General features: G+C 38.5%; 17 protein-coding genes and 2 pseudogenes. 5 read left to right on the top strand and 14 right to left on the bottom strand.

Translation table 11 applies throughout. The features are described from left to right. Window positions 1–207: 207 nt before the first annotated feature. From F4694_RS32685 to F4694_RS15785, 9 genes are all read right to left on the bottom strand, one after another. Complete coding sequence (locus tag F4694_RS32685) at window positions 208–5,301, bottom strand: rhamnogalacturonan lyase family protein (protein WP_179599757.1); 5,094 nt, start codon at window positions 5,299–5,301, stop codon at window positions 208–210. 331 nt (window positions 5,302–5,632) lie between these two features. After that, window positions 5,633–7,702, bottom strand: coding sequence for a bifunctional aldolase/short-chain dehydrogenase (locus F4694_RS15820; RefSeq protein WP_179599613.1), 2,070 nt, complete (start codon window positions 7,700–7,702; stop codon window positions 5,633–5,635). 170 nt (window positions 7,703–7,872) lie between these two features. After that, the gene (locus F4694_RS15815; RefSeq protein ID WP_218895684.1) at window positions 7,873–8,838 is read right to left on the bottom strand and encodes a Gfo/Idh/MocA family protein; all 966 of its coding nucleotides are present in this window, start codon (window positions 8,836–8,838) and stop codon (window positions 7,873–7,875) included. Window positions 8,839–8,862: 24 nt separating this feature from the next. Further along, window positions 8,863–9,582 (bottom strand): LutC/YkgG family protein, encoded by a 720-nt coding sequence (locus F4694_RS15810; RefSeq protein WP_179599611.1) that lies wholly within the window; start codon window positions 9,580–9,582, stop codon window positions 8,863–8,865. Window position 9,583: 1 nt separating this feature from the next. After that, entirely contained in the window at window positions 9,584–11,008 is a 1,425-nt protein-coding gene (locus F4694_RS15805) for a LutB/LldF family L-lactate oxidation iron-sulfur protein (RefSeq protein ID WP_179599609.1), read from the bottom strand. A 378-nt stretch (window positions 11,009–11,386) separates the two neighbouring features. Continuing rightward, a complete protein-coding gene (locus tag F4694_RS15800; protein WP_179599607.1) occupies window positions 11,387–12,103 on the bottom strand; it encodes a (Fe-S)-binding protein in 717 nt (238 codons plus the stop codon). Between the two features lie 154 nt (window positions 12,104–12,257). Beyond that, window positions 12,258–12,725, bottom strand: a complete 468-nt coding sequence (locus tag F4694_RS15795; protein ID WP_179599605.1) for a PTS sugar transporter subunit IIA — start codon at window positions 12,723–12,725, stop codon at window positions 12,258–12,260. Window positions 12,726–12,906: 181 nt separating this feature from the next. Continuing rightward, window positions 12,907–13,260, bottom strand: a complete 354-nt coding sequence (locus F4694_RS15790; RefSeq protein ID WP_179599603.1) for a hypothetical protein — start codon at window positions 13,258–13,260, stop codon at window positions 12,907–12,909. Between the two features lie 481 nt (window positions 13,261–13,741). Continuing rightward, window positions 13,742–14,431: a hypothetical protein gene (locus tag F4694_RS15785; RefSeq protein ID WP_179599601.1), complete on the bottom strand. Its 690-nt coding sequence runs from the start codon at window positions 14,429–14,431 to the stop codon at window positions 13,742–13,744. A gap of 150 nt (window positions 14,432–14,581) precedes the next feature. On the opposite strand from F4694_RS15785, the gene F4694_RS15780 reads away from it, so the two are divergent. Both F4694_RS15780 and F4694_RS15775 read left to right on the top strand, forming a co-directional pair. Then, window positions 14,582–15,499 (top strand): DMT family transporter, encoded by a 918-nt coding sequence (locus tag F4694_RS15780; protein WP_179599599.1) that lies wholly within the window; start codon window positions 14,582–14,584, stop codon window positions 15,497–15,499. Window positions 15,500–15,521: 22 nt separating this feature from the next. Beyond that, window positions 15,522–16,079: a cysteine dioxygenase gene (locus F4694_RS15775; RefSeq protein ID WP_179599597.1), complete on the top strand. Its 558-nt coding sequence runs from the start codon at window positions 15,522–15,524 to the stop codon at window positions 16,077–16,079. Window positions 16,080–16,134: 55 nt separating this feature from the next. Here the strand turns inward: F4694_RS15775 and F4694_RS32680 are convergent. Continuing rightward, window positions 16,135–16,376 (bottom strand): annotated as a pseudogene (locus F4694_RS32680) (ATP-binding protein); the annotation flags it as partial. A gap of 385 nt (window positions 16,377–16,761) precedes the next feature. Continuing rightward, window positions 16,762–16,887 (bottom strand): annotated as a pseudogene (locus tag F4694_RS15770) (response regulator); the annotation flags it as partial. Between the two features lie 225 nt (window positions 16,888–17,112). On the opposite strand from F4694_RS15770, the gene F4694_RS15765 reads away from it, so the two are divergent. Continuing rightward, window positions 17,113–17,961: an AraC family transcriptional regulator gene (locus tag F4694_RS15765; RefSeq protein ID WP_179599753.1), complete on the top strand. Its 849-nt coding sequence runs from the start codon at window positions 17,113–17,115 to the stop codon at window positions 17,959–17,961. Between the two features lie 52 nt (window positions 17,962–18,013). Here F4694_RS15765 and F4694_RS15760 read toward each other — a convergent pair whose 3' ends face one another. Continuing rightward, on the bottom strand, window positions 18,014–19,735 hold the full coding sequence (locus F4694_RS15760; RefSeq protein WP_179599595.1) for an ABC transporter ATP-binding protein: 1,722 nt from the start codon (window positions 19,733–19,735) through the stop codon (window positions 18,014–18,016). 62 nt (window positions 19,736–19,797) lie between these two features. Then, complete coding sequence (locus tag F4694_RS15755; protein ID WP_179599593.1) at window positions 19,798–21,582, bottom strand: ABC transporter ATP-binding protein; 1,785 nt, start codon at window positions 21,580–21,582, stop codon at window positions 19,798–19,800. 402 nt (window positions 21,583–21,984) lie between these two features. Here F4694_RS15755 and F4694_RS15750 point away from each other — a divergent pair, with 402 nt between their 5' ends. Next, window positions 21,985–22,683 carry a hypothetical protein gene (locus F4694_RS15750; protein ID WP_179599591.1) on the top strand — a complete coding sequence of 233 codons (699 nt, stop codon included), beginning with the start codon at window positions 21,985–21,987 and terminating at the stop codon, window positions 22,681–22,683. A gap of 292 nt (window positions 22,684–22,975) precedes the next feature. After that, complete coding sequence (locus F4694_RS15745; protein WP_179599589.1) at window positions 22,976–24,988, top strand: alpha-galactosidase; 2,013 nt, start codon at window positions 22,976–22,978, stop codon at window positions 24,986–24,988. 147 nt (window positions 24,989–25,135) lie between these two features. On the opposite strand, the gene F4694_RS15740 is transcribed toward F4694_RS15745, so the two are convergent. Then, on the bottom strand, window positions 25,136–26,632 hold the full coding sequence (locus F4694_RS15740) for an aryl-sulfate sulfotransferase (RefSeq protein ID WP_179599587.1): 1,497 nt from the start codon (window positions 26,630–26,632) through the stop codon (window positions 25,136–25,138). Window positions 26,633–26,684: the final 52 nt, after the last annotated feature.

Below are 26,684 nucleotides of genomic sequence, written 5' to 3'. Positions count from 1 at the left end.
AAAAGGTAAATGATTTACTTACCTTGTATTTTATTTTATTATAGCCACAGAGTTATAGTTTGTCTATCGGACAAACAAAGTATTATTACAAAATTTTTCGAAACTTATATAAACATTTGAAAATTCGTTTTTGAATAGTTATCTTTTTGCTGTTTCTTTTCAAAATAAAACGGTCCCAAAGTTGGAAACACTTTGGGACCTGTTTTATTATTTCTTTAAGACTTCTGCAAATTTGATTAAAATTTGTGCCTGGTAATTTGTGAAGTCTTTATTCATGCTTGCATTAACTTCTTTGATAAAAGCATTTAGTTGTCCGTCTCTTGCACTCGTATTGCCTCGTTCGTGAGCAGCTTTAGCTGCCTCTAGTTTTACAAGTAAAGAGTTTCCTTTATTAGTTTCTTCAACAGTGTTTACCTTAGCAGTTTCAACACCATTACCAGTCAGGAACAGTTTGGTCAACTCGCCAAGACTGTCAAAGTTAACCATGACGTTGATCGTAACTGATTTCATAGAATTGTTACCTGCAACATCTTCCCCTTCTGCCGTATACGTATGGCTGCCTAGACCAAGCTCGTATGCTGGTACAGAAACATCTTCACATGTGGATGATGCTACTCCTGATAAGGCATCAGTTGCCTGACAAGTAACACTAATATGTTGATCTACTGTGAATGATGTTCCATCCTCAACGGAGAACGTGATTTCTGGAGCAGTTTGATCAATGTTAATAGAAATCGATTTCTTTTCCTCGATATTACCAGCATGATCTATACTCCAATATTCAAGAACATGTTTGCCATCTTCTGCTATCGTTACGGTATTTCCTTCCTGTTCAGTAGAACCATCTAAAGAATGATAGGTTGCTTTAATACCAGATTGATAATCATAACCGGTCAAATTCACCGTCAAAGGGCTATGATACCACCCCTCCTGCACGTCACCTGTTAGCTCGTATTCTGTATCCGGTGCATTTACATCTGGTATTTCTACTACATCAATGCTCGGTACAGGAGGCTTCTCCATACCTGTTCCAAGGAAGAAGCTAGTATGCGGCGGCTGGTTATAGCCGACGTTTTGCCACGCAATCGATAACCGGTACTGTGGATCATGCATTAAGGTGTAAATTCTATTTTCTGTTTCCTCTGTTGTCATGTACACTCTTAGGGCACTACTATCATCTGTTCTCCAAATGATTTCTTCTCTCCAGTCACCAAACAAATCAGCCTGCAGGACTGGATTTCCTTTTGTGCCGTTATTCGTTTGCGTTCCCTCTGCAGTTAGAATATTTACTAACTTACTATTTTCATAGTCCCACTTATCAATGGTTCCAACACCAGTTGATGTGGTATCATTCCATTTATGATCGACTAGCTCGCGAGACAAATCTCCATCCCACCAAATCGCAAAATTACTGGAAGGAATGTTTTCTGATATTTTTTCACCCTTTGCAGTGTGAATTCCGCCAACCTTACTATTCCAAGCACCAGAAATTGCCCATGCTTCAGCCCCATCGTACCTCGGGTCAATATCAGCTGAAACACCACGACCAGTATCTTGGCCCGTTTTCACACCCCAAAGAATTTCACCCGTTTCTGCATCACGCATGTCATATCCGTATGGACCTTCTTTATGCTCCTGGACTGCGAAAACTTCAAGTCCTGGTCTTGTTGGATCAAGATCACTCACATGCTGAGCATCCCCATGTCCTAAACCAGTTGTGTATAATCCCTTGCCATTATCATCAATCACTGCTTGACCATAGACAATTTCATCTTTGCCGTCTGTGTCGACATCCGCCACACTTAAATTATGGTAACCTTGCCCAGCATAATCTCTTTGACCTTCATCGTTTGAATCAAAGACCCATTGCTTTGTCAATTTACCATTCTTAAAATTGTATGCCGCCAGCACTGATCTCGTATAGTAACCACGTGCCATAATAATACTTGGTGTTTCTCCATTTAGATACGCTACTGCTGCTAGGAAACGATCCACACGGTTTCCATAAGTGTCACCCCATGCGCCCACGTCCCCTCGAGGAGGTTCATACTCGGTCGTATCAAGTGCTTTTCCGGTCTCCCCTTCAAATACTGTCAAGTACTCTGCACCTTGCAGGACGTATCCTGTACTGTTACGGTGATCAGCGTCCGCTCTGCCAATTACGGTTCCCTGTCCGTCTATTGTTCCATCTGCAGTTTTGAATACAACCTCTGCTTTTCCGTTCCCATCGAAATCATAAACAAGGAATGGTGAGTAGTGTGCACCGGCACGGATATTTTTTCCTAAATCAATACGCCACTTTAAGGTTCCATCCATTTCATAGGCATCTACATAAACATTACCTGTATAGCCCGCTTGAGAGTTATCCTTGGAATTGGTTGGATCCCACTTTAACACTAACTCGTACTCACCATCAGCATCTAAGTCACCGATACTGGCATCATTTGCACGGTATGAATATGGGTCACCAAGTGGTGTCACACCGTTCGCTGGTTTTTGAAGCGGGATATCAAAGTAATTTTGATTTAATACCTTCGTTGTTTCCTTTGATTTTCTTTCTTTGCCGTCAAGGACCGCACGAACCTCATAAATGGATTCAGTTTTTCCATCCTTATCGACGTAGTTGGTGCTGGCTGCAATTGGTTCAGCATTAATCTTTTCACCATCACGGTAGATGTTAAAGCTAATGCTTTCAGAATCTGTTCCGAGCATTCTCCAGCTTACAAAAACACCTTCATCTGTTTTCATCGCAACTGGCGCACGGTCAAGCTCTTCCATTTGACGTTTAAGTTTCGTTACAGCTGGCGTTTTCAAAACTTTAGATTGTTCAGAAATGCCACCTGCATTAACAGCTGAAACTTTATAAAAATAAGGAATCGTTGTTAAAACAGTTTCATCTTTGTAAGAAGCCGTTTTCGTCTTTCCGATAAATTCGTAAGTTCCCTTTTCCTTATTTGAACGATACACATTATAGGTAATCGCTCCTTCTACCTGATCCCAGCTAATTGTAAGGTCATTCTTGTTGACTTCACCTACTTTTAAATGATCTGGTGCAGCTGGAACTGGCTGTGATGGATCGACCATTACTACTTTTAGCGGTAGTGAGGGATCCGTTTCCACAGTGGCATTATCAATTGTTGTAGCCACATACTCATATTCCATTCCTACATCGACGGTATTATCTGTGAATGACGTTGTTGAGCTGCTGCCCACTAAGGTAAATTCACTTGTGCCAGCCACTTTACGGTAGATGTTATATTTTACTGCGTCCTCAACTGCTTTCCATGATAATGTGACGAATGGATTTTCAGCGTTCATTGATTTCTCGTCCACTTTAAGTTCGGACGGAGCAATTAGGATCGGGGTGATTTCAACACCGTTTACAATCGCTGTTGAACCGCCAAAACTAAAATTCATTTGTCCATCTTTAACTGAAACTTGAGAAACAACTTTGCTTGTAAAGTTATTTTTAGAAGCAGAAATTTGGCCATAATCCTGACCTTCTACAGCAAGAGTTGTTCTTGCACTTCCTGACATATCACCAACATAAACTTTTACTGCATAAAGACCGTTTGGCACATCAACATTGAATTTCCAGCCTATGTTAAAATACCCTAGCCAGTCTCGAATAAGATCACCACCAGTACCACGGTCACGGCCAATCATCCCCGTTGGATCGACAATGCCATAGCCTCTTTGAGTAGTATATACGGTGGACAAATTGACACCTGTATACCCTTCAGCAATTGGGTTTCCTGCTAAACCAAAGTCAAATTTGATCGTTGCTTGCTTCGTTGTAAACCGTTTTACATCCGATTCTTCGGATTCGCCTTTTCCGTTTAAGGCAGTTACATAAACATCGTAAGTTTTACCATCTTCCATTCCTGTAATATTTAATCTAGGAATGGTAGAGGTACCTATCAATTTATACTCACTATCAGTTGATAGCTTTCGATAAACTCTATAAATATCTGCACCTTCTATCTCTGACCAGGTTACAAGTGCACCTGCGTTACTAATGCTGCTTACCACTACATCAGCTGGCTTCGCTGGAAGGTTTGCAGGGGGTTCAATACCCGTAACATACTGAGAAAGCGAAATATTCAGATTTTTAATTTCGTCTGATACCAGACGCGCGAGCTGGATTGCTCCATACTCTTGGAAGTGTGTATTATCCTGTGAACCATTTGGGAATGCTGTATAAACACCCGGGTCTGTATGTAAGAATACAGAAAGACTTCCTTCAGGCCCAATGGTATCGTAATAGGCAACACTTCGTGCACTTAAGTCAACCACGTTTACATTCATTTCTGCCGCTACTTCTTTCATTCCCTGCACATACTCTGGAAAGCTGACATTAAACTTTCCTGTAGTGGCATTAAAATCGCGTCTGCCGACCGGGGTCACTAGAATTGGAATCGCTCCCCGCTGACGAGCACCATTAATATACGTTTTTAAATAATTTTTATAGTCAGGGACAGATGCATATCGTTCAGGAATACTGATGGTTGCATCGTTATGACCAAATTGTACTAGAAAAAAGTCGTTAGGCTTTATTTCTCTTAAAACATTATCTAATCGTCCTTCATTGATAAATGACTTTGTACTTCTTCCGCCAATGGCATGGTTCTTAAAGGTTACATCAGAACTGAAATAGCGTGGAATCATTTGACCCCAGCCAGCTTCTGGCCGCCAATATTCATCGTAAGTCTGAACGGTTGAGTCCCCTGCGATATAAACGGTTGGAAGTTCACCCGCTGTTCTTTCTGGAAGTTTCTCAATGGTCATTGCATTTACTTTTGGGTTTGTACCAGTAAATTCAAAGTTTAATTGTCCATCTATTAGGGCAATTTCAAACTCACGTGTAATAAATTCACCTTTTAAAACTGAAGCGTCTTGAACCTTTTGGATATTTTCAGCCTTAACGCCTACATTTGTCGTGTCGTCGTTGTCGCCTGCAATGATAGTGACCAAATAATCACCATTTGGCAGGTCAACGTTAAAGGAAGTCTCTTTTGTTGTAATAAAATCTGATTTCAAGGAGTCTGATGTTGATCGATCTTGTGAGGTTACCTTGGAGATATCAGCAAAACCGTAGCCTGTTTCTGCTGAGTAAGCTGTGTCTGAAGAAACTTTAGTATAACCATCTTGCACGGAACCTGTTGGTGTTCCAAAGTCAAACTTTTTTAAGATTGAAGATTCTTCCGCCGATACTTGAATAGGGCCAGCGGGTACAGAGGTTAATAGTAAAAATAAACTTAGAATAACTGCAAAATACTTCCTGGAACTTTTTCTTTTCATTTTCACAAATTTCCTCCCTACAACCTGTATTCTAATCTAATAAACTAACTTTGTAGTCCCTGAAACCAACTCCTTTTCACACTGTTTTGACAGCGTTTTCACATGTATAATAGCCCCATTTGTTGCTTTTCAGTTAGAAAAAAAACAGTTAAGATTGTTTAAAAATCAGTGCTTGCTAGAAAATAAATATTTATACCTACTTCTCATTAGATAGATTTACTCATAAAAACACTTTTATCAACATAACTAATTGACTTTTTACCTAGGTATTTACAGAAACAAAGAAAAGACTCTCTACCTATTGATAGAGAGTCTAGATCTTGAATTAATCTTATCTAGTAAACGCAGCTGGAACGCCGCCATCTACTGTTAACATACACCCTGTTGTTCTATCTGATTTAGATGAAGCAAAGAATGCGATGGATTCAGCAATATCTGATGGGTAGATATTTACTAATAATGTCGTACGCTTACGATAGTGTTCTTCTAATTGATCAGGGTGAATTCCGTATGCTGCTGCACGTTCTTCTCTCCAGCTTGATCCCCAAATCGCAGAACCTTGTAGAACCGCATCTGGAAGAACCGAGTTAACACGAATACCAAACTCGCCGCCTTCAGTAGCAATACATCTTGCCAAGTGTGTTTCAAGTGCTTTTACAGAGCTATATGCTGCTGCATTTTTACCAGCGTAAACAGAGTTTTTCGAACCGATAAATACCATGTTGCCGCCGATTCCTTGATCCTTCATTTGCTTGAATGCTTCACGTGCAACTAAGAAATATCCAGTACCTAAAACATTCATGTTTAAGTTCCACTCTTTAAGAGATGTTTCATCAAATGGACTAGATGTTGCAAGACCTGCGTTGTTAACAATGATGTCTACTCCGCCAAAGTTAAGTGCTGTTTGGTCATAGGCCGCTTGAACCATCTCTTCGCTTGTAACGTCCATTTTCACAGCCAATGCACGGTTAGCACCGTATTGTTCGTTAATTTCAGTCGCTACTTTCTCTGCACCTTCAAGGTTTAAATCTGCCAGCACAACGTGAGCACCTTCTGAAACTAGGCGACGAGCTGTTGCACTACCGATACCGCCCGCACCACCAGTGATGAATGCTACTTTACGAGAAAATTCAGCTTCAGCTGGAGCAAGGGTCAATTTGTATAATTCTAATGGCCAGTATTCCACGTTGTAAGATTCGTTTTCACTTAGTGAAACAAAGTTTCCTAGAGTTGTAGCACCTTTCATAACCGCAATCGCACGGTGGTATAGCGCGCCGCTTACTCGTGAGTTATTTACATCCTTACCAGAATTCACCATACCTACTCCAGGAATTAAAATAACACGTGGAGCTGGTTCAAACATTTTGTCGCCTTCATTTTTGTTGCGCTCGAAGTAAGCTTTGTATCCTTCTTTGAAGCTAGCAACGCCTTCTTTAATAGCTGCGATTAAGCTTTCAACATCTTTTGTTTGCGGATCCCAATTGATGTAGAGTGGAACCATTTTTGTATGAACTAAATGGTCTGGACATGCTGCTCCGATTTGTGAAAGTTCTGGTGCCTGATGGCTGTTTACAAATTGAAGGACATCTTCACCGCGATCATACGTTAAGAGCATTTTCTTTTCTTCACTTACTGCACCACGGATGATTGGCATAACCTTTGCTAGAATACTAGTTGCTTCTTCATCGGAAAGAGATTGATATTTTTGACCGCCAAAAGCAGTTTCTTCATTTGATTTTGCATTGATAAAGCTTTCCGCTTCATTGATAATCTCAATCGTTTTTGCATAGGACTCTTCTGAAGTTTCTCCCCAAGTTACAAGTCCGTGTTTTTCCATTAATACAAGCTCTGCATTTGGATTGTTTCTTACACCTTCTGCAATCATTTTTGAAAGTGTGAAGCCAGGGCGTACATATGGTACCCAAACAAAACGATTTCCAAAAATCTCTTCTGAAATCTGCTTGCCGTTGTCTGCACAGCAAAGGCTGATAATTGCGTCTGGGTGTGTATGGTCAACATGCTTAAATGGTAAGAAAGCGTGTAATAACGTTTCGATTGAAGCTCTTGGATGCTTGCTGTCAATCATACAATGTGAAAGGTATGCCACCATATCTTCATCTGTCATTTCATTACGCTCGAATAATGGGCGAATGTCCTCTAAGTTTAGACCCGTAAAGTTTTGAGCCTTCATCGTTGCTAAATCAGAGCCGCTGCCCTTTACCCACATAACCTCGATATCACGTCCACGGAAGTCTTTTTCCGTTGTTTTCATGGAAGTATTGCCGCCACCCCAGTTACATACGGCACGATCTGTTCCAATCAAATTGGAACGATACACTAATTCTTCTACCCCTTTTGCTACTTGTGAAGCTTTTTCACTTTCCCATAAGTTCTTTACCATTTACTAGTTCCCCCGTTTGTTTGTAATTATGTTTGTTATCTTCTGTTTTATTATAATATATGTTTGTTTATTTTTGAATAGTAAAGTAATAAATCTTTTTATTTTTTTGATTTTTTTATATAAAAAGCCGACAAGCACTTTGACTTGTCGACTTTCGTTTTTTATTGTTACTAGAATCCCAATCTAATTGGCTGACCGCTTATTGCAGATTGATTGGCTGCAAGTGTAACTGTGTGGGTTTTTAAAGAATCTTTGTAGTCAGATAATATTCCAGTGGGATTACCAGTTTTAACTGCTTCAAGAAATATCTCATTTTCAGCAATATATGGATTAACTTGTTCTTTATGTTCTAGGATATGTTTACCTTTAATTTCACGTAAATGCTCATTACGTAACTCTATAATTCCTTCTTCTGTAAATAAATCCAAGCCGACCTTACTAGAATTTGTTAGAATACAAGTATTTGATATGGTCGCCACCATACCATTCACTAGCTTCATAGTGACACTGCCAACATCTGGCGCTGTGGTTCCTTCAACCTTATCCTGCATAATCTTGCTGCTATAGGCTGCATACACTTCGGTAATATCACCACACAAGAAACGTAAAAGGTCAACGATATGCGTGGTCTGTTCAACAAATTGTCCCCCTGATTTAGTTACATCTCTCCACCACGGAACCATTGGCATATCCCCCATCCAATATCCCATGGCCATCCCAACTTTACGATCTTGAAGTAACGACAAGGCTTTCTTCGATGTTTCTTTATAACGCCAGTGGTACCCAACAGAAGTAATGAGACCTTTTTCTTCTATTCTTTTCGCAATTTCAAGCGGCTGTTCATCTATTCCTATGGGCTTTTCTACAAAAAATGGAATGTTTCTTTCTATCAAACTAAATTCAATAGCGCCATGAGCCATAGGTGGTACACAAATATAGACAGCGTCGAGTTTTTGTTTCTCTAACATCTCATCTATATTTGAATAACCCTTTGCATTTGACCAGTTTCTTGCTTCTTTATCAGCCTTTTCAATACTTGTTCCACAAAAGGCAGTAACCTCTACTCGATCCATATCTCCTAATATAGCCGCATGCGTTTTCGCGAACCAGCCGGTACCAATAATCCCTACTTTCATGGAAATCGCTCCTTTGTATTTCGGTTATAAATCATTAATCACGATATAAGAAGCCTTTACTGGTCCATGAACACCAACCACCAAATTTAATTCGATATCCGCTGAATTACTTGGTCCGGTAATAAAATTGATACATGAAGCTACATGACCTGTTTTTTCGTGTATTTCCCTCATTTTTTGTGCAGCTTGTGTCATCCTTGGTACTAGCGAACTTTTTGGAATTAGTGCAATATAAGTCGCTGGTAAAAAGCTCACAGTCCTGCCTTTGTCCTGGTCACTGAATAATACAACGGTCCCTGATTCCGCCAATGTGATTTCACTAATCGTGATACCGACATTTGCCTTTTCCGCTTTTGTGATATTTTCAGAACCCTTTGTATGATCCCATTCGTACACATCATAATCTTTGCTTGGCCATTCTTCTTTCATTAAAGAATCAAGCCCCCATTTTGAAAACCGCTCATCCTTCCAAGTGACGATAGGACCACCGCCATAATTGGAGACCACTTCGTTGAGGGTGGATCGTAATTCTTTAAGGTCAGTGGAGTAAATGCTTGTATGGATTTTTTTACACTGCTCTGTTAACACTTCTAAAAGCTCATCTTGTGTAGCGTCGTTTAATACCTCATCCTGTGGTCTGAATTTCCATGTTGGCCTTTCGACCTTCGTGGAAATCCGCGGTCGACCAAGCTGGCTGGCAATTTGATTTAAGAATGAATCACGATTTTGAATGGTACCCGTCATCTTAATTGCCCCCTTTTTCACGATTTTTAAACCAATCTCTAAATCTCTCTTTATTTGGCGCTGGAAACTCACGGATTTCTGTCCAAGCTTTTAATGGTCCTGGTCCCTTTGAGATCTTGTCGCCAGACGTAAACGGATTCATCGCGGTTGGAGCAATCTTGGAACCAATCTTGTAAAGCGTAGGTGAAGCTGCACCTAACCCAAATGCCTTCATCGCTAGTTTTTCAGTTATTGGTGCCTTCCCTTCCTTTTCAACAATCACTTCTCTATGCTTGTGAAGGAGGTTATGCAAAGGAATTTTTACCGGGCAAACTTCCGTACATGCTCCGCAAAGTGTCGAAGCATACGGCAGCTCTTTAAATTCATCATAACCACCGAGCAGTGGAGAAAGCACAGCCCCTATTGGTCCTGAGTAAATAGAACCGTAAGAATGGCCGCCCACATGCCGGTAAACTGGACAAACATTTACACATGCCGCACAACGAATACATTGCAAGACTGACTGGAATTCTCCCCCTAGGATTTTAGAGCGTCCATTATCAACGATTACAAGGTGAAATTCCTCGGGACCATCCACGTCTAGTTCTTCTCTTGGTCCTGTAAGGACGGTAATATAACTTGTTAATTTCTGACCCACAGCACTTCTAGTTAAAAGGGAGACTAATACTTCCATTTCTTCAAAGGTAGGGACAATGCGTTCCATGCCCATAACGGTAATCTGTGTTTTTGGTAAGGCGGTAACTAAATCAGCATTTCCTTCGTTTGTTACTAAACTAAAGGAGCCTGTTTCTGCGACGGCAAAGTTACATCCGGTAATGCCAATATCGGCTGACAAATATTCTTCTCTCAGCATAACCCGTGCATGCCAGGCCAATTCTTCGGGTTTTGAAGTCTTCGTGTAGCCAAGTTTGTCAGTAAACACATCGCGAATTTGTTCTTTGTTTTTATGTAACGCCGGCACCACGATATGCGATGGCGGGTCATGATCATCGACTTGGAGAATGTATTCACCAAGGTCGGTTTCAATAACCTCACAGCCTTCCTGTTCCAAAGCAGCATTTAAGCTGATTTCCTCGGTTACCATCGATTTCGATTTTACAATCTTTTTCGCGTTTTTCTGCTTTACAATCCCGCGAATATACTCATTTGCTTCTTCTTTTGTTTGGGCAAAAAATACGTGCCCGCCTCTTTTTGCTACATTTTCACTAAGTTGCTCAAGATAATAATCTAGGTTTTCAAGGACATGCTGGCGAATTTCTTCTCCATGTGAGCGCCAGTCCTCCCAGTTTCCCAGTTCCTCCGTTACAAGGCGCCTTTTTACACCCATTCCATCCTGTGCACCAGAAACGGCCCCACGCATAAAATCATCATGAATCCCTTTATCGACACGGTCCTTAAATTGTTCATTGCCTATTTTCATGGCCATTCGTTATTCACCCATCCTTCATATAAAACGCTTAGTTACCTATTGGTCTCATGAACACTCTATGAGACCTCTTTTTTCTTTTTTTCGCATCATTTGGGTCTCATGAACACTCTATAAGACCTCTTTTTTCTTTTTTTAGCTACTTTTGGGTCTCATGAACACACTATGAGACCACTTTTTCTTTTTTCCGCTTCATTTGGGTCTCATGAACGCTTTATGAGGCTATTTTTTTCTTTTTTCCGCTCATTTGGGTCTCATGAACGCTTTATGAGGCCATTTTTTTCTTTCTTAGCTTCATTGGGTCTCATGAACGCTTTATGTGACCACTTTTTCCTACTTCTACATTAGTTATCTGCTCGTGATCAATCTATAATCTTATCAACGACTATTTAATACTTCAGCAATATGTAACACCTTTATCGGCTTACCTTTTCGATCAATCCGTCCGCCAATATTCATAAGACAGCCGGCGTCAGCACCAATTAGATAATCTGCACCTGTATCTTCAACAAGGCAAACTTTCTCATCGACCATTTGCTCTGATATCTGTGCCATTTTAACCGAGAAGGTTCCACCAAAACCGCAGCACTGTTCTTTTCCAGGAAGTTCAGTAAAGTTAAGCCCCTTTACATTTTTCAATAGAATCATAGGAGCTTCTCTTACTCCCAGCAATCTTGTCATATGACAGGAGGTGTGGTAGGTAGCATGACCTTCCAATTTTGCTCCTACATCTTCAACCTTCAAAACATCCACAATAAATTGTGTTAGTTCATATGTTTTCGCAGCTAACTTCTTAGCTTTTGGTTCCCAAACAGGGTCCCCTTTAAAAACATGCGGATACTCATGAAACATAAAAGCACATGAACCTGATGGCGAAACGACATATTCCGCATCCTGAAAGGTGTCAATCATCCTTTTCATCGCTTCTTTGGACTCTTTTGTATATCCACTATTATAAGCCGGCTGCCCGCAGCACACCTGTGATTCTGGGAATTCAATCTCACACCCTAGTCTTTCTAGAAGCTCAACGGTTGCTTTACCAACATTACTTTGAAACATATCAACAAGGCATGTCGCAAATAAACTTACCTTCATCTTTCCCATCCCCTTGCTCAATAGCTACTAATTTTTATTTATTTTTGTTTTATTATAATATATGTTTGTTTATTTTTGAATCTAGTTGAACAAATTTTCCTAAAAATAAAAAAGAGCAAGCTCTTAAAAGCTTACTCTTTCAACGTATGATAAATTATTTAATAATTTTTACCCCTTGATCATCAATTACGACCTTTTCATTCTCTGACAAATTAGTAAAGATGACAGGCGTAATAATGGAAGGAACTTTTTCTTTAATAAATTCAAAGTCAGTTTCGAGCAACTTTTGACCTTTTTTGACACGTTCGCCGTCATTTACAAATGAAGTAAATCCTTCTCCGTTTAGAGATACTGTTTCAAGACCAACATGAATCAATATTTCTCTGCCATCTGTAGACTTTACGCTAACTGCATGTTTGGTTGGAAATACACTAATCACTTCACCATCTACCGGAGATACAACCGTGCCGTTTGTAGGTTTAACAGCAAAGCCATCGCCAATCATTTTTTGAGAAAATACTGGATCTGGAACGACATCCAGAGGGACGATTTCTCCTTCCAATGGCTGCATAATTGTTGTTTCCACTTCTGACTTTTTACCTTTGAAAAAATTTTTAAACATATAAGATACCGCCTTTTTGAATACTAGTGATAACTTTTAACTAAAGTTATTTATTTTTATTATTTTCACCTAATTTTATTCATTTATCAAACCATACGCATAAGATAGTTTTTTTAAAATTTTCTGATTTTTACCTCAAAAAAATCAATCCGCACGAGATGATTGCACGGACATTAAGTCATTATGAAGCTATTTTATCAAAACTGCTACATAGGTTCTTTAATGTATATAATCTCGCTGTTACAATAAATAATTCATTGTAGTTATTTTTCACGTATTCATCAATGATAGAAATACCTTTCCGGAATTGTTCCACTAAATATAGTGTGTATTTTTCATTCCAATCAAACTGGTTTATTCTGATTAATTCATCTGCTACTATTTGAAACTTATATTCTTCTATAAGATATTTAATTTGCAATAACTTATTGTTTTCAATTCTAAAGTGGTTTGTATCTCTTTGATTTTGAACAAATTTTATAAAACCAATAATATTTTCTGCCAGGATAATCGCTTTTTGCATTTCGGGCTGCATTTTATCCTCTCCTCATTGTCTAAACTAAAATAATTACTATAGAAAGTGTATGTTTTGGATTATAAGATGACACCATTGATTTGGTAACAAGAATTACTCGTTGTTCCTCGACCTTTTTCTGGCTTTAAATTGTTCATATTTTGAGGGCTGACTTTGTGAATACAAGGCATTAATTGAGGCTCTAACACTCGAACAATAACCACAATTTAAACATTTACCTTCTATAAACAATCTTAAGTTCCTTCACTGAGGACATTTTACTATTTCCATAGACATCCCTTCACCGCTCCTTTACTGCTAATAGTCCTATTTTATGAAGGGGTGATTGAATAAATATTTTTGATGATCTAGAATAACAAAAAATAATTTCTATGTTGAGTGTATGCATACAAAGAATCCATGCCCCTGACTACTTTCTCCAGGTTTTATAAAAACCCCCCCTTGAATCATGTTCATTTACTATGATTCCAGGGGGGGGTGATTAATTAAATTTTTTTGCGATTTTGTTGTGTGTCAATTCAATTTTTCCGGGCAAGACAAAAAGATATTCAATGAGGCTTTCCAGCAAATCCATTAATAAAGCAGTAGTCTCGTAATCCATTTCGTTTTCTAATTCAAGCATCCGATGTAAGGATCCATCAGTTGCGAGCAGGTGGCTTAAAGATTGGATTGGCTTTGCCAGGTCAACTTGATTTGGGAGGATTTCAAGCTGTTGCGATAAAGGCTGTCCTTTACTTTTTTCTTTTAGAAAATGTTTTAGGATACTTTCAATGACACGTTTAGACATTACGGCAGTAGCTGAATTTTCTCTAGATTCAAATACATTTATCGCTGAACGATAAGCTCTAATAAGGTCTTTTGGTATATTAGGGAGACTTTCTAAATGATTAATGAGATGTTTTGAAGCTTGGATGTCATAAATATATGTATCAGCATGTTCATTTTGCTCATCCTGACCATCCTTCGTCATAATAATAAATACCGTTGATTTTTTACACGTAGGACAACTGGACTCTGTGAGCAATCCATTCTTGCTGCTTTGGAAGTTTGCATTAATCATAAATTCCGTTATATTTCTGCATTGAGGGCACTCACTTTGTATGCTCTTGGGTATTTTCACATTTCCATAACGAATGTAAGAATTGACGGAACCAGGATTGATCCTTCTCATACCTTAGCCTCCCTACTTTTCCACTTTATGTAAATATATTTTTTGATTTACTCTAGACTTTGTTAGTTTTCCCCTAAAAAGAAAAATCATGTTGTATTCGGACAAGCATAAGATGAAATAACTATCTTTTTGCTGAAAGGACTGTTCAGCATGACTAATTTTAGGTTGAAGTTAACTGCATCACTGTATGCATTGATGGCGATTAGTTTTTGGGGAGTATCATTTGTATCGACTAAAGCTGTACTTGGAAAGCTGGATCCGTATTCATTACTTGTTATTCGGTTTGGAATTGGGGCCATATTTTTGCTGTTGCTTCTGCTATTACAACGACATCGCCTGCAAATATCTATTAAGTATGTTCCACATTTAATGGTACTAGGCATTCTTGGGGTTTTTGTTCATCAGGTACTCCAGGCAACAGCCTTGTTGACAATAAATGCTTCTGCTGCTGGTTGGCTCATATCGTTTTCACCCGTCTTTACCGTGATTCTCTCCATGCTTTTTTTGCATGAAAAGTTAAGTATTACAAAGGCTGTTGGGATGGTAATGGCGATAACGGGTGTACTTATTATCTCAAGTACAAGAAGTGGACAATCCTTTCAGGTTGCCATCAATTTAGGATTTCTCCTAATGATCCTTAGCACGTTAAACTGGGCAGTTTACTCAATACTTGTAAAAAGTTTAAAAATTCCTTATCCCCCTCTTGTTGTAACATTTTATATGTGTTTATTAGGATTGATTCTTACTACACCTTTTATTCTTCGCAATAGAGGCTGGGAAGACCTTTCCTTCTTAAACTATTCAGAGTGGGCACATTTGTTGTTTCTCGGCGTCTTTGTATCGGGTATTGCTTATTGGTATTGGGGGAAAGCATTAGAGGTCCTAGAGGCATCCAAGGTTTCCATGTTTCTCTATTTAGAGCCCATTGCAACTTTAATTGCGGCAGTTCTGCTTTTGAAGGAAAAAGTTTTACTCATAAGTGCTGGGGGAGGAATCATAATTATAATTGGAGTGATTATTGTTAACGGTCAGCTTGTGCCTATGTTGTGGCGTTTATTAAAGAAATAACGGCAATCGGAGGAGAGCTTTTATGACTTTAACAGCTAAGATTAAGAATGTATTAGATCCCTTAAAAAGTCCATCTAAAGCCGACCTGAAAAATGCATTGTTACAAATTGATATGAAACTCGATGATCTTGCACAGTTGCCAGAACCTTCTGAAGGGAAGCCTTACAATCGAAAACTTCTATATAAAAATGAAGAAGTCGAGCTTCTTGTGATGAATTGGTCTCAGTTAGAGTGCGCCCCTCATGATCATGGCAATTCTCACGGCTGGATCCAAGTAATCTCCGGTACTTCCCTTAATTCTGTTTATGAAGTTAAAGGTGACAGCTTACCTAAAGAATTGTTTTATCAGTATCACCATAAAGGACAATATTTTTATGCTCCAAAAAAGGCAGTCCATAAAATGAAAGCCTCAAATCATACTGATATGGTAACCCTCCATCTATATTCCCCGCCCATATCCGGGATGAGAGTCTATGACTTAGAAAAATGTGCAGCATGCGTTGTTTCGGATGATTGCGGGGCATGGTGGCCCGATGAACAATATCAGAAGCTAAAAGAGATAAAATTAAGTAAAAAGTAAACACCATGAGAACCTATTTCAAGGTCTCATGGTGTTTTTGAATATTTTTTAAAAATCATTTATCAAAGAGACTTAGTATAACCGTCACTTTAAACAAATCTCCATCAACATCTATGTCTAAGGTACCCTCGTGTAAATCGATTATCTTAGCAATAGCAAGTCCTAAGCCAGAACCATCCGTATAACGTGATTCATCCCCACGTTTAAAGCGTTCAAATAATTCATCGATATTTTCACTTAACTCATATTTATATTTCCAATTACATTATCAAATACCCGCCAAAGCTTTTGGCCATCCTATCAATCCACTAGCTGCTAATGCAAGTATTCCTGCTAAAGTATAGATCCAAAAGAAAATTCTTTGATTATCATAATTATGATAATTCTGCATGACCATATTCGTTACTGGAGCATTATTGGAGACCCCTATTTTCCCTTCAAATCGATCAATTGGTGCTGGTTTGTATAAGGTTAGACAGATTCTCAGATCCGTTGACTAATGGTCCTTCATTAAAAAGGCAATTACCGTATCAAAGGAGGAAATAGAGAACAAATGGGACGAATATGGTGACTTAGCTGAACTAATCAGTGATATTGAAATGCAGTATCGACCTAGAATAGATGAAGCGAAAGCAAATGAAAACGATAAGATTGCAGATATTTAAATTAAGGAAAGTGATCGAATTTCTAGTGCTTCAAAGCCGTCTTGTGCTTTAAATACTCTAAGACCCTCATTTCTTAGGTAGATTTCAATCCCATCACGAATTTCTTTATCATCATCTACCACCAACACAGAATATTGATTCATAAAGAAAATCCCCCCCTTTATAATGCCGTTTGTTATGAATAAATCTAGTATAATTATTATTTCTTAAGTTTAATGTAGGAGAAAAATGAAGATTTTCTCAAGATTTTTTTACATGCTTTTCTATAGATTCTATCAAAGTATTTAGAACATAGTATATTTTTGTATTTCTAGCGTATAGATATTCTAGATTAACACTCTATCAGTAAAGGATGAAGCTCTTTGTGTATGGATTTTGGCGGCCTAACATCTAAACTAAATGAGCTAACATTTTCCTTATTGTTAGCAGGTTACAAAACTTGTCCTCCCAATTGGAGTAAAAAAGGGAAAAAGCCCCTCTATCATTCACTTTGGTTTATTACAAAAGGAACGGGCGAAGTAATCATAAATGGTAATAAGTATGGTATTTCACCAGGAAAACTGATCGTTTTTACACCTGGTATGGTTTATGACAAAAAATCTTCCCCTTCAAATCCTCTTGAGTTTTATTTTATACGATTTTCTTATGCAGGTGCCTATGAAAAAAAAGAGCAATGGCATTTCAAACAGCCTCAGGAAATATCTTTTCCATTAGAAGGAGTTTATCCTATTAAAAACAGCTCAGGAGTGGCACTATTGTTCGATGAAATCCATACTTTGTCTAAACGCAGAGGCTCAACGATTGCTTTTAGACGAAAAATCCTATTTCAAGAACTTATACTAACCTTGATACAGGACTTTCATGCTCAATCGATTTCTAAGGACACAAGACAAGTGATTGAGGAAACAATTGATTTTATAGGTCACCATTATCATCACGCTATTACCTTAACAGACTTAGCAAAAATGGCAGGCTTAAGTAAAAGTCACTACTCCAGACTTTTCAAAAAAAATACCGGCTACAGTCCGATTGAATATTTAACCCATTTACGGATTGACCGGGCCAAGGAGCTTCTGGCACATTCTGATATAAGGGTCAAAGAGGTAAGTCAAAATGTCGGTTACGAGGATGAACTCTACTTCAGTCGACTTTTCAAAAAAATCGTTGGAGTCTCCCCTAGTCAATTCAGTGATGAGCAAAAATTATTAGACCAATAGAAAAAGGATGGTTCAGATTCAAGACCATCCTTTTAACAATTCTATCTTATAGTTAAATCTTTAAAGTTTTACCTTTATTCTGATTCTGGCATAAATCATAGTACACCATTTGGTTCTTTAGCAGCTGTTGGTGATTTCCCATTTCTACAATTCTACCTTTATCTAAGACAATGATTTTATCTGCTTGCTGAATGGTGGAAAGCCGATGTGCAATGATGATTGTTGTTCGATTCTTGGACATTTCTCTTAATGCGGCTTGAACCGCTTGTTCTGATTCAGTATCAATATTGGCTGTCGCTTCATCAAGAATAAGTACATCATTATCTGCAATCATTGCTCTTAAAAAGGAAAGCAGCTGCTTTTGTCCCGCCGACAATACGGTTCCTTCCTCTCCGAGCATCGTATTATATCCCTGAGGCAGCATTCTAAAAAAAGAATCAATGTTTACTGCCTTAGCTGCTTTTATAATTTCTTCATTACTTACAGCGTTATGATTCAAGCGAATATTGTCAAACACAGTCCCTGAAAAGATAAATGCATCTTGTTGAATGATTCCGATGTGTCTTCTAAGGTCATTTAAGAGAACATTTTTAATGTTTATTCCATCTAGGCTGATTATCCCCTTTTGATTATCATAAAACCGGTTAATGAGTTGAATGATCGAACTTTTGCCTGCACCTGTTGCACCCACAATCCCCACGGTTTCTCCTTGATTGATCCGAAAATGAACATCCTTTAATACCCATTCTTCATTCTTGTAAGCAAACCAAACATGGTTAAATACAATGTCTCCTTTAACTTTTTCTGGAAGTTCCTTTGGCTGGACAGGGTTTACGATCGTTGGTTTTGTTTCTAAGGTTTCAAAGATCCGTTCAGCTGATGCAAGAGCGGCTTGTATTTGATTAAACCTGTCTGCTAAACCTCTGAGTGGTTCAAAGAATTGCCTAACATAATGAGTAAACGCATACACAGTACCAAAGGTGATGGTTTCATCTACTACACTTCTTCCTCCATACCAAACCAAAAGTGCAAGCGAAATATTTCCAAATAATCCGATGGAAGGATTAAAAATCGAATTGATTACCGTTTGACGCATCCCAGCCCGATAATGCTCCTCATTTAATTCATTAAACCGATCCAGCTGTTTTCTTTCGCGGGCAAATAGTTGAATAACACTCATGCCGGAGAGATTTTCAGCTAGATAGGAAAGAAGCGATGAAAGAATACTCCTTAGCTTCCTCTGTGTATCACGTAATACCCTTTTAAAATAAAAAGTGACGATTGCTATGATAGGTATTACCAAAAAACAAATCAGGGTAAGTTTTACACTCATATATAACATTAGGGCAATGATTCCAATCAGAATCAATACTTCTTTTACTAAGTTCACAATCACTTGCGAGTAGAGTTGGTTCAGAGCCTCAACATCATGGGTAATCCTTGTGACCAATCTGCCAATCGGGTTTTTCCTAAAAAAATCCATCTGCATGACGGAAAAGTGCTTAAACACGGCTTGCCTAAAATCATATATTACATACTGCCCTGTAAATTGAAGGGTATTATTTTGGAAATAGGTACAAATAGAAGAAACCATTATTAATATGAAATAGATAATGCCTAAATACATCATCCCTTGATAATCGTTCATCTTGATGTAAGAGTCGATTGCCACTTTAATAATAAATGGCTGAGCTAAACTGGCTATTACAATAAATCCTGTTAGCAGTAATGAAAAAAAGAGGAGTTTTCGATAGGGTTTTGCGAACATCAGCATACCTTTTAATAATTGACGGTCACCTATTGGGGGATGTATTCCCTTTTTTATGCTTCGAATTTTTATCTCCTCCTTTTCTTAATGAGGATTTTTCTTCCATTAAGTGTTGGCCAGGTAAACTCCGTGGTTTGCTGAGTAAACATTTTTTTGTAAATTCCATCCTGTTTTAACAGAGACTGATGTGTGCCCCTTTCGACAATCTCCCCTTTATCTAATACAATAATTTGATCGGCTTCCTGTATCGTAGAAATTCGGTGGCTAATAATGATGGAAGTTCGACTTTTCATTTGTGTTCTCAGTGTATTTAAAATATAGGTTTCTGTTTTAGAATCTACTGCTGAAAGGCTGTCATCAAAAATGATAATAGGAGAAGGTTTTATCAAGGCTCTTGCAATACTAACACGCTGACGTTGTCCTCCTGATAAAGAAAGCCCCCTTTCTCCTAATTCAGTGTCAAATTTATCAGGGAGATCGGAAATATCTTGATAAACGTGGGCTTGCCTTGCTGCATGGAATACCTGTTCATCTTGATAGGGATTTGGGTCAAAGGCAATATTTTCTTTTATGGATGTGGAAAATAAAAAATTATCTTGTGGGACGTATGCAACCGATTCCCGCAGAGTTCTTAACGGAACATCTCGGATATCATGATCATCGATAAATATTGAATTTTTGGGAGGATTGTATAATCGTAAGAGCAAATTGACTAAGGTTGACTTTCCGCTTCCTACTTTTCCGACAATGGCTAAACTAGTTCCTTTGGGGATGGTAACGTTGATATTCTTTAATGCACTCTCTTTACCCCTTTGGTACTTGAAAGATAAATTCCTGAGACTAATATTTCCTCGAATAGCAGTTATAGGCACAATCCCTTCTTCATCTAGAATAGTAGGTTCCGTGGATAAAACCTCACGAATTCGGTTATCTGCTGCTTTCCCCTGCTGGAGGAGATTTATGACCTTGCCTATGTTTTCAATTGGGGCAATCAACAAAGATAAATAGGTATTAAAAGCAACAAAGTCGCCAAGAGAAATGGTACTCTTCATTACTAAAATGGAACCAAATACGATGGAAATTAAATAACTTAGTCCGACAATTCCCTGACTTAGTGAGGTGAACAGCGAATTTGCACGGATTAACTGTTTATTGACCTCGACATTGCTCTGATTATCGTTTGTAAACTTCTTCCGTTCTTCTTCCTCTTGGGTATAGGTTTTGATAACACTAATCCCCGAACAAAATTCTTGAACTCGGCTTGTCAATGTCCCAATCGCTTCTTGTACTTTTAAGGAATGCGTTTGAATCTTTGACCGGAAACGATAGGCAATATACGTTAATCCTGGTAAAGGTAATAAGACCAGTAACGTTAAATAGAAATGTATTGTACTAGCCATCATGAATACAGAGATTGAAATAAGCACGGCAGCTTCAACCATCTGAAAATATCCCTGCATAACGATCTGCCTCATGATATTGACATCATTTACAGCATGAGCCATCAAATTCCCAATTCGCTGGTTTTGATAATATTCGGTCTGCAGCCTCTCCCAATGTGAAAACAATGAACTCCGTAAGTCCCTCTCTAGGATTCTTGACATTTTAAATATATAAATGCGGCCACTCGACCGAAATAGAAAAGCACCGAGTCCGACAATAACAAACCATAGAGACAACTCCCATAAATCAGAAACTTGAATGGATTCATTTTGAAGCCCATCTGTGAACGATTTTAATAAAACGGGGACAAATAATTGCAACACAAGGGAGACAGTTAAAAGGATTGTACCCAGTAGATAACTCCATTTATGTAGAACAAAATGCTCCTTAAAGATTGGTTTTTTACTCATCATACCCCCTCCTTCATAAAGGAATATGCTTAGAATAACGCACCCTTCATCCAATCACAATGGATTTCCCCATCATCTTTCATGGATTATCGTGCTTCATTAAAATAAAAGGCTTTAATTCCATCCGCCAGTAGATCCTTTTAAATTGCAGGATGTTATGCTTCATCCTCAAATGGATCTCATATAGTAAAGTAATCTGAAATAACGACAAATACTTACCATTCTTTGTTTTTCGATAGAACAATTGCTCATAAATACTCAATTATAGGGGTGATACATCACATTTCATAAGAAAGTGACGATGAAAACTCTTCATACAGAAACAGGTACTAAGGAGATTATGTGGAATTATACATTAACAAGGTAAATAACCTTGTAACTTATCGGAAAGGTTGTGAGTTTATGAGACTTCTGGATGTACAGCCTAAGAAAAACTTTAGCTACATCTTCGTTCAATTTCCAGGAATGAAAATGAATGTCCCTATGCTCTCCAACAATGAGGGAAAGGTGGTGAATGAAGATGTTGCTTTATGTATCCAATTAAATAGCAAAGAGAAGGTTAATAGTTTATACCTTGTGCCTACACAGAGTATAAAACCTTTTGACTTCTCTGATGAAGAAATTGGAGCAAAACCTTTTTTTCGAGTTATCAAGAAAAAAGAAATCTCTCCAGCCTCACATACAAATGAGTCCGATGATATTGTCACGTTTATTACAGATGAAGTGGTTGTTGTGCAAAAGAAAACAGCAGCAGGATATGAATTCGTCTTAGTTTTAAATAATCGTGAAATTGGAATGGTCGCTTCGATTGAAGAAGAAGTTTTACAAACAGAAAAAGTACCATTGACATTTTTTGAGGAGCCAAAAGAAAGCGTTATAGTGCAATCAGTTAAAAAGAACAATATGATTGTCTTCGGAAGGAGGGCCAGAAAGAGGATATTCTTAGGAGGCCACGTCTTTGAAGATACTGAAATTATCGATCCAATCCGAATGCTTTTAGAGGGCGTTAAAAGAAAAGTTATGGTATTTTCTCCTGCCGCATTAGATTTTATCGGTCCAGGTGATCGGAACCAACCCATTTTTATCATGAAGGGAGGGTAAAGAAGCTTTTCCAAAAAGAATAAACAATTTCATACTAGAAAGACAATCGAAACGAAGGATTAACAGGATAATCCTTCTCGATTGAATAGATATAAAAATAAAAGGGAAAGGAATAAATCGCAGTCATCCAAACAATTTCTAATAGATTAAAAAGACTTAACCATGGGGTTAAGTCTTTTTATATTAAGTCGTTTATTAAAGTGAAATGTAAGTTGGAACATATTGTTCATTAAAATTTAGAGTTTTCTATATTAATATAGTATCTATATACATCTAGTTTGAGGAGGATTTTATGCACAAGAAAATAATCGCAGCTTTTGTTTCCTGCTCATTTTTACTATCTGGTATTTTTTCCGTTTCTACCCTAGTCCCAATCGAAGCAAGTGCTTCTTCCTATAATGAACTGGCAGAACGTCCTTTTATGGGGTGGAGCAGCTGGAGTTCGATTCGAAAAAAGCCGACAGAGGATAAGATTAAAGCAGCAGCAGATGTGCTGGCTTCAAAATTTAAATCGCACGGCTATGAATATGTTAATCTTGATGATTATTATATGCTCGATTGGCGAACTACAGTTGATGAATATGGCAGGTGGGCCGTTGACCCTGAGAAGTTCCCTAACGGAATGAAAGCACTTGGGGACTATATTCATAATAAGGGATTGAAGTTCGGACACTATGTAACACTTGGTATTCCAAAAGCAGCGATCGATCAAAATACACCAATTGAAGGGACACCTTATCATGCGAAGGATATCGTGGACTTTAGCAAAGGGCAAAAGAAAAACTTTAATTATGATGAAATGTATGCCATCGATTTTTCGAAGCCAGGTGCACAGGAATTTATTGATTCATGGGCAAGACTGTTTGTCTCGTATGGCATAGATTACATTAAAATTGATGGTGTTAGAAACCAGGATATAGCCGATGTCGAAGCATGGGCAAAGGCACTCGAGAAAACAGGCAGACCCATACATGTGGAGTTGTCCAATAACCTCGATATTAAACACATCTCTACCTGGAAACAATTATCCAATGGCTGGCGAACAGACCATGATGTAGAGGCTTACGGGACACCCTATCTTGCTTCTTGGAAAAAGATAACAAGACGATTTGATGATGTTGCCCAGTGGCAGCCTCATGCTGCTCCTGGAGGCTGGAATGATTTAGATTCATTGAATGTGGCAAATGGGAGCAAGGATGGGTTAACAAATGAAGAGAAAATTTCATACGTTTCTCTTTGGGCGATTGCGGCTTCGCAATTTGTTATTGGAAACGACCTGACTAAGCTGGATGATTTCGGATTAAGTCTATTAACCAATGATGAGATTCTAGGTGTCAATCAGAGCGGGGTCGCTGGAAAGCGATTATATAAAAAGGGTGACACTCAGGTATTTTACCAAAGCCTTCCAGACGGTTCTTTTAATATAGCGCTTTTTAATACCGGCTCTTCTACTCTTGATGTGACTGTTAAATGGACAGATTTAGGGATTAAAAGAGCTGCATTGATACGTGATTTGTGGAGTCATCAAGATTTAGGAAGTATGGATAAAGGCTTTACCGCTACGTTATCATCTCATGGTTCACGTATGATCAAAGTACTGCCAGCTTCAGCGCTTACTGTCTCCCCTGAAAGTGGAGCAACTGGAGTGAACCCTTCCAAGGTCACGTTAAACTGGGCGGCAGTGCCTAATGTCGACAGTTACCACGTACAGGTAGCGACAGATCCAAGTTTAAAAAATATTGTAGTTGATCAAACTGTCTCTTTTCCAACTGCAGATGTAAAGAACCTGGAAAAAGATACTCGTTATTACTGGAAGGTATCCTCATTATCGGGAGAAAAGGTAAACCAGATTGGAATTTATTCCTTCCACACGGAAATAACGAAAGCTCCAAACGGGCCAGATTGGGTGTTGGCGGACAGGCAAAATAATGATTCTGTGTCACTCAGCTGGAATCCAACCCTTGGAGCAGAATCCTACACGGTCTATCGGAAAGAAGTTAATATCCTTGGTTTAAGCAGCGACTACAAACAGATCGCTTCTGACCTATCAAGTCCAAATTACATGGATAAAAGCGCTAAGTTAAAAAGTGGCGTCACCTATTCATATAAAGTAACAGCATTCAACAAGTTAGGTGAAAGTAAAAAATCGACAGAAGGATATTCAGATGACCAATCCTCTGTAAAGAAGACAGCTCTTCTTATTGTGTCTTTTACCTTAGGAGCTTTAGCAATTATTTTTATTATTGCTAGAATCAAATCTATATCTACTAAACAAGCAGACTTGTCTAACAAGCGTGCTTCATAGATAAATCATAAAAGTGTGTATTTTACTCTACTGAAAAAAGTGCCGGTACCCCAGGGTGCCTGCACTTTTTTAGTGAGTATATGGCTAAAAATGATTCTTCATTAAATCTACGTTCTGTTCATTTTTCAAAATTCAATAATGATTGTTTTAGTTTTTCGGTTCACTGTCTTTATCGATTGAAACTACGCAGAAATTAATAGATCCTGAATCATCATCTTCCCTCAGACCTCCGCCTGTTAGCTGCCTTTTATTGGGATCTACTCCTGCGATGGTTGTTACCTTCCCTGTTCCCTCTCCATTGGATGCGCCCGGCACGCGAAAGGTTGAAACGTTGATTGCTTCAATGGATGCTTCCTTTGGTTTTTCCAGCTGAGGAACCCACTCATAAGGAACTCGGTATGCACGATACACCATGTTCACAGAAAACTTACCAGCAATTTTATTGTAATGCGGATTAATATATTCCCAAACTAATTCATGTTCAGGTGTCACTTCAAATATTCTTCCATCAGAACCTTGTGTAATCAATGTGTTACCGTTTGGAAGGCGCTGAGCAGAGCTAATATATGGGCTGTAAAATTTTGACCCATCCGTGAATAAAACATTTCCTGCCTCTTCTGGTGTATACTGCCATGTAATTTCCAATGTCACCGGATTAATTTGCAGGACCCTTGAATAATCACGTACTGCATGGTTTGTTCCAATTGGTGAAGCGGGATTTGGCGCACCATAGCCACCAGCCCCTCCATTATCATAGACTAACAGATCCCCCTCTCCAGGAAGTCCTTTAGGAATTATGTGAAGGTGATGTTGTCCAATAATCCAACCAATTTTCTTCGTCTTTTCATTTTCATTAAAGTCAGGACCCAATTTCCAAACGATCTCACCAGTTTCTTTGCTAATAATGGCCAGTATATTCGCGTTTCTTGCGTCAAAAATAATATTGTCAGGATGGAATCTTTCATCTCCCTCATCGTACCAATGGTTTGGCCCTAATGTTGAAATACTATTAATATGAAGCCAGTCTCCAACTCCCCCGGTTACTAGTGATGGGTTTCGGAACAAAACATTTTTAGCATTTTCATCAAACCCGAATTCATCAAAATGCTCGTTTGCCCTCCAAGTCCAGACAATTTCTCCCTCCCAGGTTACCTCAATAATCTTGTCATCCAATAATTCCTTGTCTGAAATATCACGGTTATACACATTTTCATGCGTTAGGATTAAAGTATTCCCTCTATCGGTTAGCGGCTTTTCATGAGGTCCATAATAACCTACAGAGGAACCTTCTCTCTGGTAATCATGATGCTGTCTTGCCACATATCTAGGTTTTTCTCCTGGATCTTCTACCAATTCTGTCTGATCAAATTTCCAAACGATGTTTCCTTCCCAGTCAACTTGTACTAAATCTACTTGATCTTGAAAGGCATATCTACCGTCTCGTTCACCTGTTGTCCCCAAGACATAACCACCCGGCAAAATCTTATTAGGAAATCCTCCTAATCCTGCCCACAGCTGAACTTCATCTCCATTCATATTGATTAGCAAAGCACCCTTTGCCGATGGATAAATCGTATAGCCATTGTATGCTTTTTCTTTGTTATATACTGTTACTCCCGTAGGATAAATAGTTGGATGTCCCATATAATATCTTCCTCCTATAATTCTAGTAATCTATCAATTAAATAGATCCTAA

Origin of the sequence: Neobacillus driksii (assembly GCF_013409995.1) — a bacterium.
Classification (GTDB): Bacteria; Bacillota; Bacilli; order Bacillales; family Cytobacillaceae; genus Neobacillus; species Neobacillus driksii.
Note: the sequence above shows the minus strand (reverse complement) of the source record. Positions and strands in the feature narration are given on the sequence as shown.

Bases quoted from the DNA above. Each gene is read 5' to 3' on its own strand.
- F4694_RS32685 (WP_179599757.1), bottom strand. From the start codon at position 5,301: ATGAAAAGAAAAAGTTCCAGGAAGTATTTTGCAGTTATTCTAAGTTTA.
- F4694_RS15820 (WP_179599613.1), bottom strand. From the start codon at position 7,702: ATGGTAAAGAACTTATGGGAAAGTGAAAAAGCTTCACAAGTAGCAAAA.
- F4694_RS15815 (WP_218895684.1), bottom strand. From the start codon at position 8,838: ATGAAAGTAGGGATTATTGGTACCGGCTGGTTCGCGAAAACGCATGCG.
- F4694_RS15810 (WP_179599611.1), bottom strand. From the start codon at position 9,582: ATGACGGGTACCATTCAAAATCGTGATTCATTCTTAAATCAAATTGCC.
- F4694_RS15805 (WP_179599609.1), bottom strand. From the start codon at position 11,008: ATGGCCATGAAAATAGGCAATGAACAATTTAAGGACCGTGTCGATAAA.
- F4694_RS15800 (WP_179599607.1), bottom strand. From the start codon at position 12,103: ATGAAGGTAAGTTTATTTGCGACATGCCTTGTTGATATGTTTCAAAGT.
- F4694_RS15795 (WP_179599605.1), bottom strand. From the start codon at position 12,725: ATGTTTAAAAATTTTTTCAAAGGTAAAAAGTCAGAAGTGGAAACAACA.
- F4694_RS15790 (WP_179599603.1), bottom strand. From the start codon at position 13,260: ATGCAGCCCGAAATGCAAAAAGCGATTATCCTGGCAGAAAATATTATT.
- F4694_RS15785 (WP_179599601.1), bottom strand. From the start codon at position 14,431: ATGAGAAGGATCAATCCTGGTTCCGTCAATTCTTACATTCGTTATGGA.
- F4694_RS15780 (WP_179599599.1), top strand. From the start codon at position 14,582: ATGACTAATTTTAGGTTGAAGTTAACTGCATCACTGTATGCATTGATG.
- F4694_RS15775 (WP_179599597.1), top strand. From the start codon at position 15,522: ATGACTTTAACAGCTAAGATTAAGAATGTATTAGATCCCTTAAAAAGT.
- F4694_RS15765 (WP_179599753.1), top strand. From the start codon at position 17,113: ATGGATTTTGGCGGCCTAACATCTAAACTAAATGAGCTAACATTTTCC.
- F4694_RS15760 (WP_179599595.1), bottom strand. From the start codon at position 19,735: ATGCTGATGTTCGCAAAACCCTATCGAAAACTCCTCTTTTTTTCATTA.
- F4694_RS15755 (WP_179599593.1), bottom strand. From the start codon at position 21,582: ATGAGTAAAAAACCAATCTTTAAGGAGCATTTTGTTCTACATAAATGG.
- F4694_RS15750 (WP_179599591.1), top strand. From the start codon at position 21,985: ATGAGACTTCTGGATGTACAGCCTAAGAAAAACTTTAGCTACATCTTC.
- F4694_RS15745 (WP_179599589.1), top strand. From the start codon at position 22,976: ATGCACAAGAAAATAATCGCAGCTTTTGTTTCCTGCTCATTTTTACTA.
- F4694_RS15740 (WP_179599587.1), bottom strand. From the start codon at position 26,632: ATGGGACATCCAACTATTTATCCTACGGGAGTAACAGTATATAACAAA.